The organism is Xenorhabdus sp. PR6a (assembly GCF_028599065.1).
Taxonomy (GTDB): Bacteria; Pseudomonadota; Gammaproteobacteria; order Enterobacterales; family Enterobacteriaceae; genus Xenorhabdus; species Xenorhabdus doucetiae.
Genome location: NZ_JAQRFJ010000031.1, coordinates 26,346 through 43,326 on the forward strand (window position 1 = coordinate 26,346; position 16,981 = coordinate 43,326).

Annotated in this window: 21 protein-coding genes; 17 read left to right on the forward strand and 4 right to left on the reverse strand. The window is 42.9% G+C overall.

From position 1 onward, the window contains the following. The first annotated feature begins 22 nt into the window (after nt 1-22). From PSI15_RS10125 to PSI15_RS10200, 16 genes are all read left to right on the forward strand, one after another. Nucleotides 23-1,909: an AAA family ATPase gene (locus tag PSI15_RS10125; protein ID WP_443256085.1), complete on the forward strand. Its 1,887-nt coding sequence runs from the start codon at nt 23-25 to the stop codon at nt 1,907-1,909. Continuing rightward, nucleotides 1,899-2,753, forward strand: a complete 855-nt coding sequence (locus PSI15_RS10130; protein ID WP_273583430.1) for a hypothetical protein — start codon at nt 1,899-1,901, stop codon at nt 2,751-2,753. Before PSI15_RS10125 ends, PSI15_RS10130 begins: the two co-directional genes overlap by 11 nt. Before the next feature lie 23 nt (nt 2,754-2,776). Beyond that, on the forward strand, nt 2,777-3,346 hold the full coding sequence (locus PSI15_RS10135) for a hypothetical protein (protein WP_273583431.1): 570 nt from the start codon (nt 2,777-2,779) through the stop codon (nt 3,344-3,346). A gap of 115 nt (nt 3,347-3,461) precedes the next feature. Further along, entirely contained in the window at nt 3,462-5,750 is a 2,289-nt protein-coding gene (nrdA, locus tag PSI15_RS10140; RefSeq protein WP_273583432.1) for a class 1a ribonucleoside-diphosphate reductase subunit alpha, read from the forward strand. 106 nt (nt 5,751-5,856) lie between these two features. Further along, nucleotides 5,857-6,978: a class Ia ribonucleoside-diphosphate reductase subunit beta gene (nrdB, locus tag PSI15_RS10145; protein ID WP_273583433.1), complete on the forward strand. Its 1,122-nt coding sequence runs from the start codon at nt 5,857-5,859 to the stop codon at nt 6,976-6,978. A gap of 97 nt (nt 6,979-7,075) precedes the next feature. Next, nucleotides 7,076-7,879, forward strand: coding sequence for a nucleoside triphosphate pyrophosphohydrolase family protein (locus PSI15_RS10150; protein WP_273583434.1), 804 nt, complete (start codon nt 7,076-7,078; stop codon nt 7,877-7,879). A 195-nt stretch (nt 7,880-8,074) separates the two neighbouring features. Next, nucleotides 8,075-9,199 carry a thymidylate synthase gene (locus PSI15_RS10155; RefSeq protein ID WP_273583435.1) on the forward strand — a complete coding sequence of 375 codons (1,125 nt, stop codon included), beginning with the start codon at nt 8,075-8,077 and terminating at the stop codon, nt 9,197-9,199. An 11-nt stretch (nt 9,200-9,210) separates the two neighbouring features. After that, nucleotides 9,211-9,648 carry a hypothetical protein gene (locus PSI15_RS10160; RefSeq protein ID WP_273583436.1) on the forward strand — a complete coding sequence of 146 codons (438 nt, stop codon included), beginning with the start codon at nt 9,211-9,213 and terminating at the stop codon, nt 9,646-9,648. Continuing rightward, entirely contained in the window at nt 9,645-10,136 is a 492-nt protein-coding gene (locus PSI15_RS10165) for a dihydrofolate reductase (RefSeq protein ID WP_273583437.1), read from the forward strand. The genes PSI15_RS10160 and PSI15_RS10165 overlap by 4 nt, the downstream gene beginning before the upstream one ends. Then, nucleotides 10,133-10,786 (forward strand): AAA family ATPase, encoded by a 654-nt coding sequence (locus tag PSI15_RS10170; RefSeq protein ID WP_273583438.1) that lies wholly within the window; start codon nt 10,133-10,135, stop codon nt 10,784-10,786. The genes PSI15_RS10165 and PSI15_RS10170 overlap by 4 nt, the downstream gene beginning before the upstream one ends. 60 nt (nt 10,787-10,846) lie before the next feature. Further along, nucleotides 10,847-11,311 carry a hypothetical protein gene (locus PSI15_RS10175; protein WP_273583439.1) on the forward strand — a complete coding sequence of 155 codons (465 nt, stop codon included), beginning with the start codon at nt 10,847-10,849 and terminating at the stop codon, nt 11,309-11,311. After that, nucleotides 11,308-11,922 (forward strand): 3'-5' exonuclease, encoded by a 615-nt coding sequence (locus PSI15_RS10180; RefSeq protein ID WP_273583440.1) that lies wholly within the window; start codon nt 11,308-11,310, stop codon nt 11,920-11,922. The genes PSI15_RS10175 and PSI15_RS10180 overlap by 4 nt, the downstream gene beginning before the upstream one ends. Before the next feature lie 173 nt (nt 11,923-12,095). Continuing rightward, nucleotides 12,096-12,410, forward strand: coding sequence for a HigA family addiction module antitoxin (locus PSI15_RS10185; protein ID WP_273583441.1), 315 nt, complete (start codon nt 12,096-12,098; stop codon nt 12,408-12,410). A gap of 151 nt (nt 12,411-12,561) precedes the next feature. Continuing rightward, nucleotides 12,562-13,437: a hypothetical protein gene (locus PSI15_RS10190; RefSeq protein ID WP_273583442.1), complete on the forward strand. Its 876-nt coding sequence runs from the start codon at nt 12,562-12,564 to the stop codon at nt 13,435-13,437. Nucleotides 13,438-13,610: 173 nt separating this feature from the next. Next, nucleotides 13,611-14,219: a phage N-6-adenine-methyltransferase gene (locus PSI15_RS10195; RefSeq protein ID WP_273583443.1), complete on the forward strand. Its 609-nt coding sequence runs from the start codon at nt 13,611-13,613 to the stop codon at nt 14,217-14,219. A gap of 131 nt (nt 14,220-14,350) precedes the next feature. Beyond that, on the forward strand, nt 14,351-14,569 hold the full coding sequence (locus PSI15_RS10200) for a hypothetical protein (protein WP_273583444.1): 219 nt from the start codon (nt 14,351-14,353) through the stop codon (nt 14,567-14,569). A gap of 83 nt (nt 14,570-14,652) precedes the next feature. On the opposite strand, the gene PSI15_RS10205 is transcribed toward PSI15_RS10200, so the two are convergent. The 4 genes from PSI15_RS10205 to PSI15_RS10220 form a co-directional block, all read right to left on the reverse strand. Continuing rightward, nucleotides 14,653-14,964, reverse strand: a complete 312-nt coding sequence (locus PSI15_RS10205) for a HigA family addiction module antitoxin (RefSeq protein ID WP_273583445.1) — start codon at nt 14,962-14,964, stop codon at nt 14,653-14,655. Nucleotides 14,965-14,972: 8 nt separating this feature from the next. Continuing rightward, the gene (locus tag PSI15_RS10210; RefSeq protein ID WP_273583446.1) at nt 14,973-15,272 is read right to left on the reverse strand and encodes a type II toxin-antitoxin system RelE/ParE family toxin; all 300 of its coding nucleotides are present in this window, start codon (nt 15,270-15,272) and stop codon (nt 14,973-14,975) included. Nucleotides 15,273-15,620: 348 nt separating this feature from the next. Beyond that, the gene (locus tag PSI15_RS10215; RefSeq protein WP_273583447.1) at nt 15,621-16,028 is read right to left on the reverse strand and encodes a hypothetical protein; all 408 of its coding nucleotides are present in this window, start codon (nt 16,026-16,028) and stop codon (nt 15,621-15,623) included. 313 nt (nt 16,029-16,341) lie between these two features. Beyond that, complete coding sequence (locus tag PSI15_RS10220; protein WP_273583448.1) at nt 16,342-16,605, reverse strand: helix-turn-helix domain-containing protein; 264 nt, start codon at nt 16,603-16,605, stop codon at nt 16,342-16,344. Here PSI15_RS10220 and PSI15_RS10225 point away from each other — a divergent pair. Then, entirely contained in the window at nt 16,597-16,779 is a 183-nt protein-coding gene (locus PSI15_RS10225) for a hypothetical protein (protein ID WP_273583449.1), read from the forward strand. The genes PSI15_RS10220 and PSI15_RS10225 overlap by 9 nt on opposite strands. Nucleotides 16,780-16,981: the final 202 nt, after the last annotated feature.

Genomic DNA, 16,981 nt, shown 5'->3' on the forward strand with positions numbered 1-16,981 from the left:
CAAAATGACGGCAGAAAACTTCATGCGTATAGCGGAAGCAAAAGTCGAACTGAACGATCGTGGTCTAATTCTTATCCAAGGCAAAAACACCGATGATACTTCTGCAAACAGCAATGGTTCCGGTAAGTCAACGTTAATGAACGCCCTGTGTTGGGGATTGTATGGCGAAACAGCCAACGGTTTAAAAGCTGATGATGTGCTCAGTACCGATCATGAAAAGAACTGTCGTGTCGCTATCATCGTCGAAGATGAGGACGGGAAACGTTACTCAATCATGCGACATCGTGCTCATACCGCGAATAAAAACCGTCTGATAGTTTCATGTGAAGATGGTGATCTCACCAAAGGCACAGATAAACTCACTCAGGAATTTATCGAAAAGCTGATCGGGGCTTCAAAGGAAGTCTTTCTGGCTTCAATTTACGCCAGTCAGGAAAATATGCCCGATCTACCCGGTATGACAGACAAGAACCTGAAAGCGATTGTCGAAGAAGCCGCTGGAGTGGATCGTTTAACTCATTCCTATGAGATTGCCCGTGATCGTCATAATGCAAAATTGGCAGAGCGTGATGGTGTAGCCGGTAAGATTACAATTATGGATCGTTCTTTCAGTAGTGCGCTCGAAACTGCGGAAGAAACCTTAAATTCCGCTGAGACATGGGAAGCCGGTCGCAAATTGCGAATTGATGAAGCAAAGAAAGTAATTGATGCGGCGGAAATAAATTTAGCCGAACTTCAGTTATCCAACCGCGACAACCCTACTCTTGAGTCGATTGATGAAAAGATAAAGGTGTTACGTGCCAGTATTTCTGGCGTGACTGAGCATGACCGCAAAATCAGTGAACTGGAATCTGCAATTGCCAAAGTTCGTTCGACACAGACAATTAAACAAAACGAAATCGACCGTCTGAAAGCTCAGGTAAAACGTGCTATGACGAACGCCACCGAGGTTTTGGCTAAAGTGGGTGTGCCATGTACTGAATGCGGTAAACCATACTGTGAGAGTGATTTAGAGACGGTAAAAAAAGGTCATATCAAAAAAGCGAAAGCTGATATAGCACATATTACTACCGAACTAGCGCCTGAAATAACCGTCGTAACCGACCAAATAGTCAAAGCAGAAACAGCACTTAATGCTCTGAAAGCCACTCGACCTAACGTTGACACAGAAATGGAAAAGATAGCCGCATTCCAAAGACAGCGTACTTACATCGAAAAATCGACCAACGATGAACTGGCCGGCAAGCGTGTCTTGAAAGCTGAAATTGAGAAGTTAAAGGCGATTGAAGCTGAGTTAAATCCGTTTACCGCGCTTATTGAAAAGACAAAAAACGAAGCCGCGCTCCTGAAAGATAATTTAAAGACTTTAAAGAAAAACAAAGGAACATTAGACGACGAATGTGCCTTGTTGGAACATGCACGGAAAGTGTTTTCTCCGTCTGGTGTCCGTAGCCATATTCTATCCAATGTTACTCCTTTCCTGAATGCAAGAACGGCGGAATATCTTAATACGCTTTCAGACGGATCGATAACAGCGGTTTGGTCTACGATGGAAACCACAAAAAAAGGTGAAGTCAAAGACAAATTCAATATCTCTGTTTCTAAAGAAAGTGCCTCCAAGTCGTTTGCCGGATTATCCGGTGGTGAGAAGCGTAAAGTCCGTATTGCCACCGCCTTAGCATTGCAGGATTTAGTTGCCAGCCGAGCTACTAAGAATATCCAGTTATTTATCGGTGATGAAATCGATGATGCCTTGGATATTGCTGGTCTTGAGCGATTAATGGCAATCCTCGAAGTCAAAGCCCGTGAACGCGGAACCGTGATGATTATCTCTCACAAAGAAATGAAGTCATGGTTCAGAGAGACTATTACGGTTGAATCTAAAGGTGGTCGTTCGTATGTCCACTAAGTTACCTATTCAGCAAGCTACCGTTTTGGCGGTAGCAGTTGCGGATATTTCTCGCTTGCCGCGGATTTTCGCTGATATTAGAAGTATTGTTGAGCCGACTGTGAAATACAAACAGCCAGCAAATGAAAATCACTATATAGCCAAGGTGGGTTTGGATTTTGCCGATGATGATAAATCAGGTCGGATTACGATCACTGATAATAACTGGCATAAAGATAGCCCAAGGCTCAGAAAAGTATTTGGTAAAGAGGTTGTAGATAAAATTGACAACTGGTTATCAATGAAAATGCTAGACGGTGTTATAGATCTTTTAGTTTCCATTACACGGATTCATACCGTTTTAGGTGGTAAAAGTGATTTTATCCTGATGGCATACACACCCTATCTTGACGCAGACAATATCGAGGATAATCGCAAGTTAATTTACGCAAAAGCAGACCATCTTTTGTTGAATGAAGAACTTGGGTATGACGCTTATTACCATTCAGCTATCGGGAATATGTCTAAATCGCTCTCAGACAGCTTTTATGAAGTTGAGAGTGGGATAACGCCAGTCATGCCAGAAAAACGCTGTAAAACGGATTTAAGCAACGAATTTAGCCTACATACAGAAGGTTTTTCATTTAAAGCTGTCGTTAATCACGATAATTCAAAAATAACGGGTGAGTTAGGGAAAATAGCGTTGCTTTCTGATGGCTATTCCACAGGGGGAATTTTATCGGATGAGTCAGCAGAACAAGAATTATCTTTACCGAAAGAAACGCCGGCAGTTAAACCAAAACCAATGAATGAGTCAGCAAGTATATCGGTTAACGGTCGTTCATTCGCATTCGGTTCATTTTAAATCAATCACAAACAGGTAACTACATGAGTAAAATAATCAAAATCGCTGGCATAGATCCGAGTATGAGTAATTTCGGTGTCGTATTTGGTGAGCTGGATATCACTACTAATCAGATTGTCAAAATTGAACGTATGGAGCTGGTGCAGACAGAATCCGGCGATAAGAAGTCAGTGCGTGTAAACAGCGACGATTTACGCCGTGCAAGCGAGATTTGGAAAAAAGTAAAGCCAATTATCGATCAGGCTCAATTAGTGTTTTGTGAATTACCGATTGGTAGCCAATCAAGTCGTGCTCAAACGTCATACGGTATTTGTATTGGTGTTCTGGCATGTATCGATAAGCCATTGATTCAGATAACGCCTATCGAAATTAAGCAGTTTGTGGCGAATAAAAAAACGACCACGAAAGAAGAAATTATTGAATGGGCTGTTGGCAAGCATCCAGAAGCGCCTTGGCTCAGAAGAAAAGAAAAAGGCGTTGTTAAGCTGGTAAATAAAAATGAACATCTGGCCGATGCTGTTGCGGCAATTCATGCCGGTATTCAAACTGATCAATATCGTCAAATTTCTACGGTTATTTCCTCTCTGTTATAAACCCACATATTGAACACTTATAGATCAACCACACAAGATATTGTTTTTGTGTGGTTGATAATACGTAATTGCATACCTATCATAATTAAAATATAAACAACGTGGAATGATGTAAATGACCTTATTTGTTACTAAACGTGACGGATCACAAGTGCCGTTCGATACTGAGAAATTTAATCGTGTTGCTATGTATGGAACTAAGGGAATCGATGGTGTTAGTGCATCAGCTATCGCAATGAAAGTGCATATCAGCGCGAAGAATGGCATTAAAACAACGGATATTCACTCCCTTATGGTGAAAGCTGCGGCTGATCTAATTTCTGTCAACTCACCAAACTATAGCCGTGTAGCAGCGAAATTAAATATAGGTTTAATCCGTAAAGAAGCCTTTGGTGGTTACGATTATCCTAATCTGCTTGAGCATATCCAACGTAATGTTGATCGTAAAAAGTATGATAAAGAACTACTGACTAAATACACATCTAAAGAGATTAACGAACTCGGTGATTATCTGAATCCTGAGCGTGATGATTTGTTCGGCTATGCGGCCACCGTTCAGTTACGCGGCAAATATCTGGTTCAGAACCGTGTTACTGGCGAGCTGTACGAAGCGCCTCAGCACGTTTACATGCTTTCAGCTATGTGTTTTTTCCAAAACTGGAACAAAGATACTCGCTTACAAATGGTGAAAGACTTTTACGACGCTACATCGACGTTCAAACTCTCTTTGCCGACGCCTATTATGGCGGGTTTACGTACCCCAACTCGCCAGTTTAGCTCTTGTGTGGTGATGGAAGCAGGTGACTCTCTGCCATCGATTTACACAACGGCATCAGCAATCGTGAGCTATGTATCTCAACGTGCTGGTATTGGCCTTGGCTTCGGTTCTATTCGTGCCTTGGGCAGTGAGATCCGTGGTGGTGAAGCAAACCACACTGGCGTCATACCATTCCTGAAATACTTCCAAGCGGCTGTCAAATCGTGCTCTCAGGGTGGTGTTCGTGGCGGGGCGGCTACTGCGTTTTATCCACTATGGCACCGTGAAACACAAAATCTGTTGGTGCTGAAAAATAACCGTGGCGTTGAAGAAAACCGTGTTCGTCACATGGATTACGGTGTGATGATTAATGGTCTTTTGTATAAACGTCTTACTGAAAGCAAAAACATTTCTCTGTTCAGTCCGAATGATGTGCCTGGTATGTACGATGCCTTTTTCTCTGATCAGGCTGAATTTGCCCGTCTGTATGAAGAGGCTGAGGCTGATGAAAGCATTAAACGGATTAGTGTACCGGCTGTGGAACTGTTTTCGTCAATCATGCAGGAACGCGCTTCTACCGGTCGCATTTATATTGCTAACGTAGACCACATGAACACTCACGGGGCATTTAATCCGGCGGTGGCTCCTGTTCGTCAATCCAACCTTTGTATGGAAATTGCGTTACCTACAAAACCGCTCGAATACATGGATGATCCAAACGGTGAGATCTCTCTGTGTACGTTGTCAGCGTTTAACTTAGGTGCAATTGAAAGCCTCGATGAGCTAGAACACCTGTCATTCTTGCTTGTGTCGGCACTTGATGCGTTGTTGGATTATCAGAAATATCCTGTTAAAGCGGCTGAGAACTCGACCAAGAATCGCCGTAGTCTTGGTGTTGGCGTGACAAACCTAGCCTATTATTTGGCGAAGAACGGTTTCAAATATTCTGACATTGCCGGTGATCAGTTCGTTCATGACACATTTGAAGCATTCCAGTATTACCTGCTCAAAGCATCTAATCGGTTGGCTAAAGAATTCGGTGAATGCTCTTTGTTTAATGAAACTCGTTATGCCAATGGTGAGCTACCTATCGACCACTATAGGAAGCAATTAGATAAGGCGGCTGTTGGTGTAACTGAACCGCTGAAAATGGATTGGGAAGCGTTACGCGCTGATATCAAAGCGTATGGTTTACGTAACTCAACTGTTTCGGCGCTGATGCCGTGCGAAACCTCAAGCCAGATCACAAATAGTACCAATGGTATCGAGCCACCTCGTGGACCTATGTCAGTGAAGATGAGCAAAGAAGGTACTGTTCGCATGATTGTGCCGGAGTTTGAGCGTCTGAAAGATCGGTATGAGTACTTCTGGCAGATGGGCAGTAACAAAGGTTATCTGACAAAAGTTGCGATTATGCAAAAGTTTGTGGATCAGTCCATTTCCGCGAATACTAATTACGACCCTGAAATTTATCCTAACGGTCGTGTGCCTATGGATGAGCTTCTGCGTGACCTGCTGATGGCTTATTCGATGGGTGTTAAGACACTCTATTACCACAATACCCGTGACCGCTCTGGTGAGGAAGATGAGCGTGAAACCCCAACGGCACCAGCCGGTGATGATTGTGGCGATGCCTGCAAAATCTGATCCCTGAATTCACTGATAGAGGTGGGCTTATGCTCACCTTTTTATTCGTCTTGAGTACCTAATTAACTAATACAAAATACAAAAAGTTACATAAAAAGGAAAAAGTATGTCAGGTTATTCCGTATTTCGACAAGCAAAGAATGATGCCACTAAAGAACCTATGTTTTTCGGTTTAAGTGTGAACGTGGCTCGTTACGATCAGCAAAAACACCGTTTGTTTGAAAAGGCGATTGAACGCCAACTGAGCCTGTTCTGGCGCCCGGAAGAAGTGGATGTGAGTAAAGATCGCATCGACTACCAGAACATGCCGGAACATGAGAGACACATTTTTATTTCTAACCTGAAATATCAAACTCTGCTGGATTCTGTTCAGGGACGCGCCCCAAATATTGCCTTTCTGCCTATCTGTTCACTGCCGGAACTGGAAACATGGATCGAAACATGGTCTTTCTCTGAAACGATTCACAGTCGCAGCTACACGCACATTATCCGTAATCTGGTTACTGATCCTGAAACTATCTTTGACGGCATTGTTGAAGATGAAATGATCCTCGCACGCGCCTCATCCGTGTCAGAAGAATATGATCGTCTGATTAAACTGTTTGTTGCTCGTGAATATCTTGGCGTTGAGGAATTTGAGCGTCAGTACGGTGAAGAGGCGATTCAGGAGCAGGTATTTAAAACATTGGTGGCGGTCAATACACTTGAGGCTATTCGCTTCTATGTCAGCTTCGCCTGTACGTTTGCTTTTGGCGAGCGTGGTGTGATGGAAGCCAACGCAAAGATCATGAAGTTTATTGCCCGTGATGAAGCGTTGCATTGCCATGTCACTCAGGAAATGCTCAAACTGATGTACAACGGCCGCGAGGGCGAAATGTGGAAGCGAATTGCGGAACGGAACCGTGATTTTGTTATTCGCACGATGGTTTCGGTGGCTGAACAGGAAATGAATTGGGCTGATTATCTGTTTAAAGATGGCTCTATGATTGGCCTGAATGCCGATATGCTAAAAGAATACGTGAAATACCGCGCCAATGTCGCAATGAAACGAATTGGATTTGATGCGGTGTTTGCAGAGATTAGCCACGACCCGTTACCTTGGGTGAACAACTGGTTACTATCAGATAACGTTCAGGTTGCCCCGCAAGAAACGGAGAAAGCGGATTATCTGACTGGTCAAATAGACTCTCAGGTCAACACTGGAGCATTGTCTGGCTTTGAAATCTGACGACACCTGCGATAAATGAGTGACGGGAGTTGTCGTTTATTTATTATCTATATCAATTAGTAAATAATAAAAATATTTTATTTTTGGAAATAATATAATGAAGAAAACAAGCGCAACCATGAAGCTAAACCCAACTGAAAAACAGCCGATTAGAAATTCTGAGTATATCAGTAGCTTTTACGATATGGTTAAAGAGTTTCATCAGGTGTTTGAGCATCCCATTGAAAGTAACGAGGTCACTGCTGATATGTTCCACCTACGCGCCAATTTGATCCGTGAAGAAGCCAAAGAGGGTGTTAAGGCGATTAACGAAAATGATAGCATTGAAATACTGGACGCTGCCGGTGATACCGTTTACGTTCTGACCGGTACTCTGGTTATGTTAGGCGGATCTTTAAGCCACGCGCTTGCATTTGATTACAAGAAAGAATCATTGACAAAAAATACGCAACATAACCTCTCATCTGGCTTTATGGATGATATGAAGTCAGCATTCGAGCACTCAATTTATATCGCCGATCAGTTGGAATTATTGGCTGATAATATGGATAGAGGGAATGTAGTAACGGCCATAGAGGATTTGGTTCTGTTTCCGGCGGCTATCGCAGATGCTCTGCACTTATTCAATTTCCTGTTAAGTATTTCAGGTGTAGATCTTGCTGAACTGACGGCTACAATTCATGAATCTAACATGTCTAAACTCTGGTCGAGTGACGCAACGATTCGCAGAGAACAAGTTGAGAACTGTAAGTATGACGCTGATGATTTGGCATTTCGTACCTGTACTTCTCGTGATGGGGTGATCGGTTATCGTATTTCTGACGGCAAGATTTTGAAATCACCGAGTTACACACCGGTTGATTTAACACCATTCTTAAAACAATGCACAGAATTAGCATAAAATTATTGATAAGTAAGCGAATACATACTATATTTGTGTCGCCTTATTTATTTTGAATTGAACTAATTTTGCTGTCGTTCCGGTAATATCGATAGCCGATTGTAAGCACACTTTTAGAGTGTGCTTTTTTTTGTTTACTGCCTAACTAACTTATATAAAATATAGTAAGTAAATACATATCTATAGCAAATAAAAATGACTGAAAAAAAATCACCAAAAAACAACCTGTCTTTGATTAATGACGAGTCATACCGCGATATCGTAGCGGATATTGTCGTCAACGGTTTTCCTTCAAGCTCTGAGAGAACTGGTGTCGGTACATCTGGCATCTCTTTTATTCCGAGCTTTTACTACTTAAACGGTGGTCTTGTGCCGATGATTTCAGGCAAAGCCGTTAATCAGCATCCTCTTTTGGTTGAACTTGAGTGGTATTTCAGAGGGCTGACAAACGTTCGTTTCCTGAATGAAAATGGCGTGAAGATTTGGGATCTGTGGGCAAATGAAAATGGCGACCTTGGGCCTGTCTATGGGAAGCAATGGCGTAAATGGCGTGATACTCGCGTAGTGACTCCTGAACAGTTTGAGCAAATCAAGCACAGAGGCTATGTGGTCGATGGCGAACTGACAGATGGACGTTTGGCTGTCACCCGTGAAATCGATCAGTTACAACGCATTGTGGACAATCTGCGTAATGATCCTGAAAACCGCCGTAACATCATGTTAGCGTGGAATGTGGGTGAATTGGAAGATATGGCTTTGCCTCCTTGTCACTTTGCTTTCGGCGCATGGAGTCGTGAATTAGATCCCGTTAATCGTCTCGTGATGGCATTCAATATCGGCGTAAATCATATCGATCACAACGTCGATTCCAAGTATGCCTCTTTCGCGCTGGCAATTAAGCCAGTGATGGAGAGCAACAATCACGATTACAACTGCTTTATGGACGGGTTAACGCACAAATGGCTTGACCATTACAACATCCCTCGTCGCGTTCTAAATACCGGAATGGTTCAGCGCAGCGTTGATACCTTTGTCGGTATGCCTTTTAACATTGCTGGTTATAGCATTATTACGCACTTTTTAGCCCACATTACCGATCACATGGCGGCGGGTTTCTCACATTTCGGCTTTGATGTTCACTTGTATAACAATCACGCAGAAGGCGTTGATACGTATATGAAGCGTGAAGATATTGCTGAAAACGATCCTATCGTTGTGTTCCCTGAGTCATGGAAAGAGCTGAGTGACTTCAATTGGCAGGGGATCAGTATCTTTGGTTATCAATCTCATCCGTGGATTAAAGTCCCAGTAGCAAAATAAGGACATTTCACATGCAACCTTTAGTTATTTGCACAATAGACGGTGTGCTTTCTGACAACTCAGACCGTCTTCATCTGATGAAAGAGGGCAGTTTTATTGAATACAACGAAAGACATGAGCGAGACGATGCGATCATTGCCTCCGTTCGTATGCTTAAAGGATTTCAGCGCACCGGCTGTGACATTCTGATTGTTGACGACCGCCCTGCTGAGTATAAGGAGCAAACCGAAGCTTGGCTTAAAGAACAAGGCGTCTTCTTTGACTATCTGTATTTGCCTGAACCGAAAGAGATGGGTCGTTATTTCAAAATGAAAGCGATTAAAGAACATCTGCGCGAGAACGGCGGTCAGATCATTGCTGTGCTTTGTACTGAGCGTCAGGACGAACACGATTTTCGCAATCATCCACATCGGCCAACGGTCTATTCGATTTCAAGAGGTGCTATGTGATTTCCCTTATTGCGGCTGTAGGACGTGGCAACGGCATTGGCGTGAATAACGCCCTGCCCTGGCACAGTTCTCGCGATCTGAAACTGTTTAAGAATAAGACGGTTGGTGAAATTGTTGTGATGGGTCGCAAAACTGCGGAAAGTTTGGGTAAACCATTGAAAGACCGCTTCAACTTTGTTCTATCACGCAATCCTAATCGGGTTCCGGCTGGTTTTTCGATTATTCGTGATATCAGTGAAGTGAAAGATCTGGCTCGGTTGCACTCCGTTTATATCATCGGAGGCGCCGAGATTTATCGTCAGTTTATCGATATAGCTGACCGCGCTTTTATCTCCCATATTGAAGCTGACACGCCCGATGCAGACACCTTTTTCCCGATGGATGAGCTTAAAGCCGCATTCAACCGCCGTATGACGTTGAACTATTACGACGAGTTAGAAAATGAACCAGCATTTGATCATGTGATGTATTGGAAGCAAAAAGAATGAATCATCAATTTAGGCTTGGATTATGTGGCGCTCAAGGGTCGGGAAAAACGACCTTGGCCAAAACTTTTTCTGAACAAACCGGCGTTCCTTACTTTGACGCAGGTGTACGGCATATTCTCAAGCGCAACGGTTTTGACTGCCGGGCGGAAATGACTCTGCCAGAATATTTCAGAATGCAGAAAACAGTATGCAAAGAGTTGTTTGCCAGCTATCCAACAGAAAGTTTTGTCACCGACCGAACCCCCATTGATGTAATGGCTTATACGCTGGCATATGTACCACCGACGATATCGACTGACACGAAAGAGGGTTATGACATCGAGCTTGGTCTTACCGATATCATTTCAGAATTACGTTTAGCGACCGAAAAGCATTTTAGCAATATCGTGATGGCAAGAGGTACTTTTGTTTCTGGTCAGACAGATACACGCACGGACAGAGCTTCTGTTCATTTAGGTTACAGACTCAAAATTGAAAGTCTGATCGAGGGAGAAATGAGACGTTTTTCTGAGTTTACGAATACTGCCGGCGTCGTCTTTCAGGTAATACCCTCCCACATTCAAGATTTGTCTAAGCGGGTTGATTCACTGATTGGTGTTTACGAAAAACATATCGATTCATACGGGTACGAAACCAGCACCTTCCATTAATCCTTTAATACCTATGTGGTTGGCTGAAAATATGCTGACCACATAATGGAGATTTTACAAATGTCAGATGAAGCAATGAACCACGATGATTGCCCTAATGCAGAAGAAGAGCTGATCGATCTGCGTGACGAGATTGATCGCAAGACGTTGGCATCAATCGAAAATATTCTAATCAAGCTGGAAAAACGTTTTATTACTCGCAATGAAGCGAAAGTGGCTATCTATGCGGTATTTGATGCGGTTCAAGGTTTGGTAAACAGTGATGTTGGTGAAGTTCTGAATGCGGCGTTAACAGAGATTCAGAAAAACGATAAAGCAGATCAGTTTCCTATGGTATTTGCTCATAAAGGTGCAGTGGTTGTTTTAAAACTGGATATGTTTTCCCGCACAGTTACGTACATGATAGTGAAAGCTGACGGTACTAAGATGGAAAAGTCAGAAGTCTTAGATGATGAGCCGGCCGCGTTGAAATCAGCGATCACAAAAGCGATTACATTCACCAAAAATGGAGCTGTAAAGCTATGACGCATACCGTCGTTGGTCTTGACCTTGAAACAACAGGTCTGGAATACGCTGACGGGCATCGTATCTTTGAAGTTGCATTATGCGCCCGTGACTTGCTTACGGGTTCTGCTATTAAAGATATCGCACTACGTTTCAATCCTCAGCGTGAACTATCTGCAAAGGCTCAGGAAATTACCGGCGTTAAATTGTCGGATCTGGTCGCAGAACCGTTATTTAAAAGTAAAGCACATGCCATAGCCTCGATACTTAACAATGCCACTGCGGTTGTGGCGCATAATGGTCTTGGTTTCGATAAGCCATTCATTGAGTATGAGTTAGGATTACATGGTCTGACGTTAAGACAGGATCTTATCTGGATGGACACCATGCTTCACGGCTTATGGGCGACGCAGGACGGTAAGCGTCCTAACCTGAGAGAGCTGGCTTTTGCTCTTGGGTTTGAATATGACGAGGAAAAGGCTCACGGGGCTTTGTATGATACACAACTCATGATGGATTGCTTCTTTGCTGCCCGTGATAAGTATGGATTGTTTCAGTTACCCAACGAAGATCAAATTAAATCCAATACAGTTCCACTTGGCTCAGGTTCAAAACTTTCCTATTTAAGCTAACCCTATTTATCATAAACATTGCACGGCGTGCAACATTGAAATATACTATTACACAGAGTGTAATATGGTTGGAATAATGATTAAATCTTTCAAGCACAAAGGATTGAAGCAATTTTTTGAAAAAGGCGTGACTTCAGGAGTATTGGCGCAAGATGCCGAGAGGATTACCACTAATGAGACAGTTTAAAATTTCCCATCCAGGAGAGATTATCGCCAGAGATTTGGCTGATATGGGTGTTAGTGGCCGTCGCTTTGCGCTCAATATAGGGGTAACGCCTGCGACTGTATCGCGCTTGCTTGCCGGTAAAACTGCGTTAACTCCACCATTAGCAATTCGTATTGCTGCCGCATTGGGGAGCACGCCTGAGTTTTGGTTACGTCTCCAAACTGCTTATGACCTTCGTCAGTTGGAAAATCAAATCGACACGTCTGGGATCGTTTTATACGGCGATCAGAACGAAACATCGCAGACCATCGTAAATCATTAAGCTCATTTAGCGGAATTTTTTTAAAATAAGGGCTGGAATTTCCAGCCTTTCCATATTTTGACTCACCTATCACTTCTCCTTTCTCGCCTACCCAAGTCATTCATAATCATTGCACCAAACGAACTTACTTAAATGTAAAGGAAAAATGTAAATGACTATGAATACCGCAACGACTGTTAACGAATCTGACAATTTATCTTTAGAAGCTATGCTGGCCGCTTTGGATAGTGGAGAGTTATCCAAACCAACTGTTGAGACAAAAAATAACGATCTGAGTGGGTTAAATGAGCTTGAAAAGTTGGCCGCAGAATTGAGTGCATTGGATTTTAAGAAAGATAGTGATCAGCTTTCAACGTTGTCACCTGTCAAAGTGGTTGAGTCTGAGCCAGTTATTTTCACACCGGAACCTGTTAGTTTAGATACTATTGATAAAGGTACTGATGAGCTTGAGGCAACGATGGCGGCTTTGTCAGAAACTTATGTGGCAGATAAACCGGCAATTGAACCAATTAAATCAGAAGTTGTTACCGAAGAACCTGTTGTGGCAACCGCCTCAGAAGAGATTGAAACTGAAAAACTCGCCGAATCTGGAAAGAGAGAAAAGCGTAAACGTAAAACTTCCAGCCGTCCTCATTTTGAATTAACTGCTCTGACCGAAGAAGATTGTGAAAAGATCGGTGTTAGCAAAGATGCGCTGTTGGCAGCCGTAGAGAAGTGTCCGAAAAAAGCGAAAGAAAAGGTGCTTAACATTGCTCAGTGGGTTTTACGAGGTAATGAGTTGTCTGTGTACACACAATTAGGCATCGAGTGTCTCATTAAGAAGAATACAGCATCTTCTGAGGTATTCCGTCTTCACATGATGAGTAACCCGACTCGGCCTTATCCGGTTGGTACTGCTGGCACACAAGCGGGTCAGTTTATGGCTGTTTTTCCGGCGCTTGGGATTGCGGATCGTATCGGTAAAAACGTTACACTCAAAGCTGATAGTCCTTTGGTTAAGCTGTATAAAGAGCAATATTCAAAATAGCGCCAGAACTACTCAGGGAAACGTTTTGTGGTAGCAGCAATACGTTTCCTTAGCTTATGTCTGAAAACGTCTTAAAAGCTCAAATAGACCCCACTCCCGAATATTTAAAACAACGCTTGAAGATCAGATCGCTTGATATAAAATTATTGTTTTAAATAGGTAATCAAATACAAATGGTAACAGTGACGACAACGGCGAAAAGAAAACGTGATAAATCCCTCAAAGATTTGTGGCGAACCCCTCAATGGTGCGTTGATGCCGCCGAGACAATCCTGTCTTTGAAATTTGATGTAGATATAGCCTGTAACAAAGACAATGCCTTATTTTCCCACTTTATCGGTGTAGAAAAAGATGCCCTGAAATGCAGTTGGGGTGCGCCTGGTACAAAGGCATTTTTGAATCCGCCCTATTCCAAAATTGAACCGTGGATTGACGCCGCGATTCGTGAACAAAGTAAGGGAGTGACTACGGTCATGTTGATCCCCCAATCCATCGATACAAAGTGGTATCTCAAAACTCGCCAGAGTGCCAATGAGATAGTCATGATCGTCGGTGGCCGTATTGCATTCCTTGAGCCGGACGTGGCGCTTGGATTCAAAGAAAGTCGGATGAATACGGGCGGAAGTATGCTGGTGGTATTCCGTGGTTTCTCTGGTGGCGTGGGTTGCATAAACCGTGAAGTTGAAATTGAAGTGATGAAGAAGCTCGGTGGCTATATTCCGCCAGTTCGACCAAAACGTACAGTGAAAAGAAAATACAAAAAAGTGAGTACTGTGGCTTAGTTTTAGTTACCTTGCTCCCATATATATTTAATAGATTTTTACTAAGATCCACTTAAAGAAATTGATATAAATATTATGGGAGTACGGTATTGGAAACGCTGCGGAAATGATGAATATCTGCGGAGATAAAAATGTCAGAACCCGTGAATGTAGTAGCTTTCACCGAAACTGAATTTACTGAACACATCCGGCAACGGTTGAATGATAAAGGTCAGTCATTTGAACTGGCGGAATGGGCTTTCCGGTGTATTGAAACTGGTGAGAACAAAGACAATATGCGGCAATTGGTCGGAGTGTTGGTAAACGAGGTGTTTTTCCAGCGTAAGATGATTAATGATATGGGAAAGTGAGTTGTTATGATCAAACTGTGACATTCGAAAATTTCCTACGATTTTTATTGTCTCACGGCGGGGATTTCACCCCCGCCGTCCTCTTAAACATGCGCAGCCTTAAATAAAGGCTGAACACCGTTATCAATACGTTTATTAATCTCCTGCCTTGCCTGCCAGCGATCATGCGCTGCTTGTACATTGATCCAAAAATCTGGATCAGTATTTAACAAAATAGCCATGTTTACCGCCTCATCGAATGTAAGGCGTCGTTTGTCGGTGCAAATATGGTTAATAACTTTGCGGGACATTCCCAGCTTCTGACCAAAAAACTCTTGGCTCATATTCAGAGGCTTTAAAAATTCCTCCGTTAACATTTCGCCTACTGTCGTCGGCTCTCGTTTGATCGTATCCATGTTTCCTCCTATCTATATTTGTGAGGATCTAAATAAACATCGTAAGCGGCTCCATCACGCCACCGGAAAATTAATCGCCACTGGATGCTAACTCTAATACTTGACCAGCCTTTCAAATTACCTTCTAGTCGTTCGTAGTTATTCCCCGGAGGCGAAAACAAAGACTTTTCTGTTGATGCCGCTTCTAATATGTCCAGTTTGCGTAGCAACTGTTTTTCGATTTGCGCAGGAATCGCCTTGCTACGTTCTCCATTCCTGTAGAACTGGCACAACGTGCCGGTTTCCCCATCCTTAAAAGTTTCAATCATCAGTTAGCGTTCCAGTTCTTGAATTTCCGCTTTTAGCTGGCTCTGTGTCTGTGTCTGTGGGCGGCTATGACTCAATGAACGCCAGCCGCCTACAAACGTTGCATACCCACGCTTGAAAACATGTCTGCCGTTCTGCTGGGCAACAACTTACGTTCCATCCTTCCCCCTCATTCTGTCTCGATTTCAATATGAAGACAGTACCCAATAATGGTACACCATGCAACCATAAAGGGATCATAAAAGGTAATTTTGGGATTTCTTCCCCCTCCATCGAATTCCATCATTGAATAATTTTGGATTTACAATTAATGTGGGCTAAAAGGCGGCATTAAGCCGCCTAATCACAAGTTATTCCTCATAAACAGCCGCATAAAGCGCATGATAGACTTCTTGATTGAAATCACAGGCCAGTGAAATCAAATCGCGTAATTCTTCCGAACAATCTCTATCTATTTGGTCAATAATGACCTGAAATAAAGAGATTGCCAGCCCTGCACGATACATAGCCTGATCTAAAGGCATCGCTTTCTTCGGTGTACGCCCCACATACCCCAATAACGTGACTATCAAGGGCTGTGGCGCATGTTTCAAAAGTGCATTCTGTACTTCCTGATTAATATCACGTGCCAGCAAGATCAGATTATTTACGTCAATTGAGCACTCATCCTGAGATTTTTCAAGAATAAAACTGAATACCGATGTTGCTAAGTGTGTACGATACTCCGCCTGTTTCAATGAAAGAAAACGTTTACTCATGACTCACCACCTGAAGGGTGATAAGGTGTATAGAGCAAATATCCATCAGTCGTTGATTGCCTGATCCAATTAGGAATGTAAATTTAAGGCGAGTTTGGTTAGACTGTGTGTCAGCCATAGTGTTACTCCGATTAACATTGTGGTTAGACGCCTCGATAGTGTTAGCGCACTTCGAGGCGTTGTTATTTTCATCAATCAAATAACCTTCCTGTAAGCAAACACCTTACTGCTCAGTAATAAAACAAATATGACTGTGCAGGGAATATGGAAGTTGGTTTAATCAATTAAGTTTCTTTTTTGAAAAAAATTCCAATTACTCTGAAATACGCTTGCGCATCAGCCTCTTAATGAGCTGACCATTATGATCAAAATATCGGCTCGGCCAAATTTCGGAAGGATCAACGCCCAAACGAGTTGCAATGAGGACTTCCCCTTTAGGCCAAGGACGGGAGAGTGTATTAGCTAATGTTGATGAGCTTAACCCTGATTCACGGGATAATGCAGCGAGAGTTGTACCACGTTTACGTAATGCAGCAATAATATCGGCTGGGTGCCAGTCTTTCTGAGTGTGAGTCATACCTGCTTCCCCTTCTGTTCATTATTGATGGTGGCGATTCAAGACAGGGATCTCACTACCGGGAGTAACCGTCCGGCGAGACCGAAGCCTCCCCTGCCTGAACCGCCATTGAAAGGGCGACAACAGGCACACTGGCAGAAAATTTCCACCAGTGGGTTACTCTTAACAGGGTGAGATTCCTTGACTATCGGATTTTGCCGATAGCTTTTTCACTTTAACTAATTACGTTAGTTAATTCAATAATCGAATAAGTAAGTTAAGCAACTAATTTATTGCTTTTCATAGGAAACTCTTTCAGGCACTTTCTTTTGTTTAGTTGTAATTGCTCGCATTCCATCGTTCCGTTTCTGATTACTGGTAGTTACATGCTATTTTG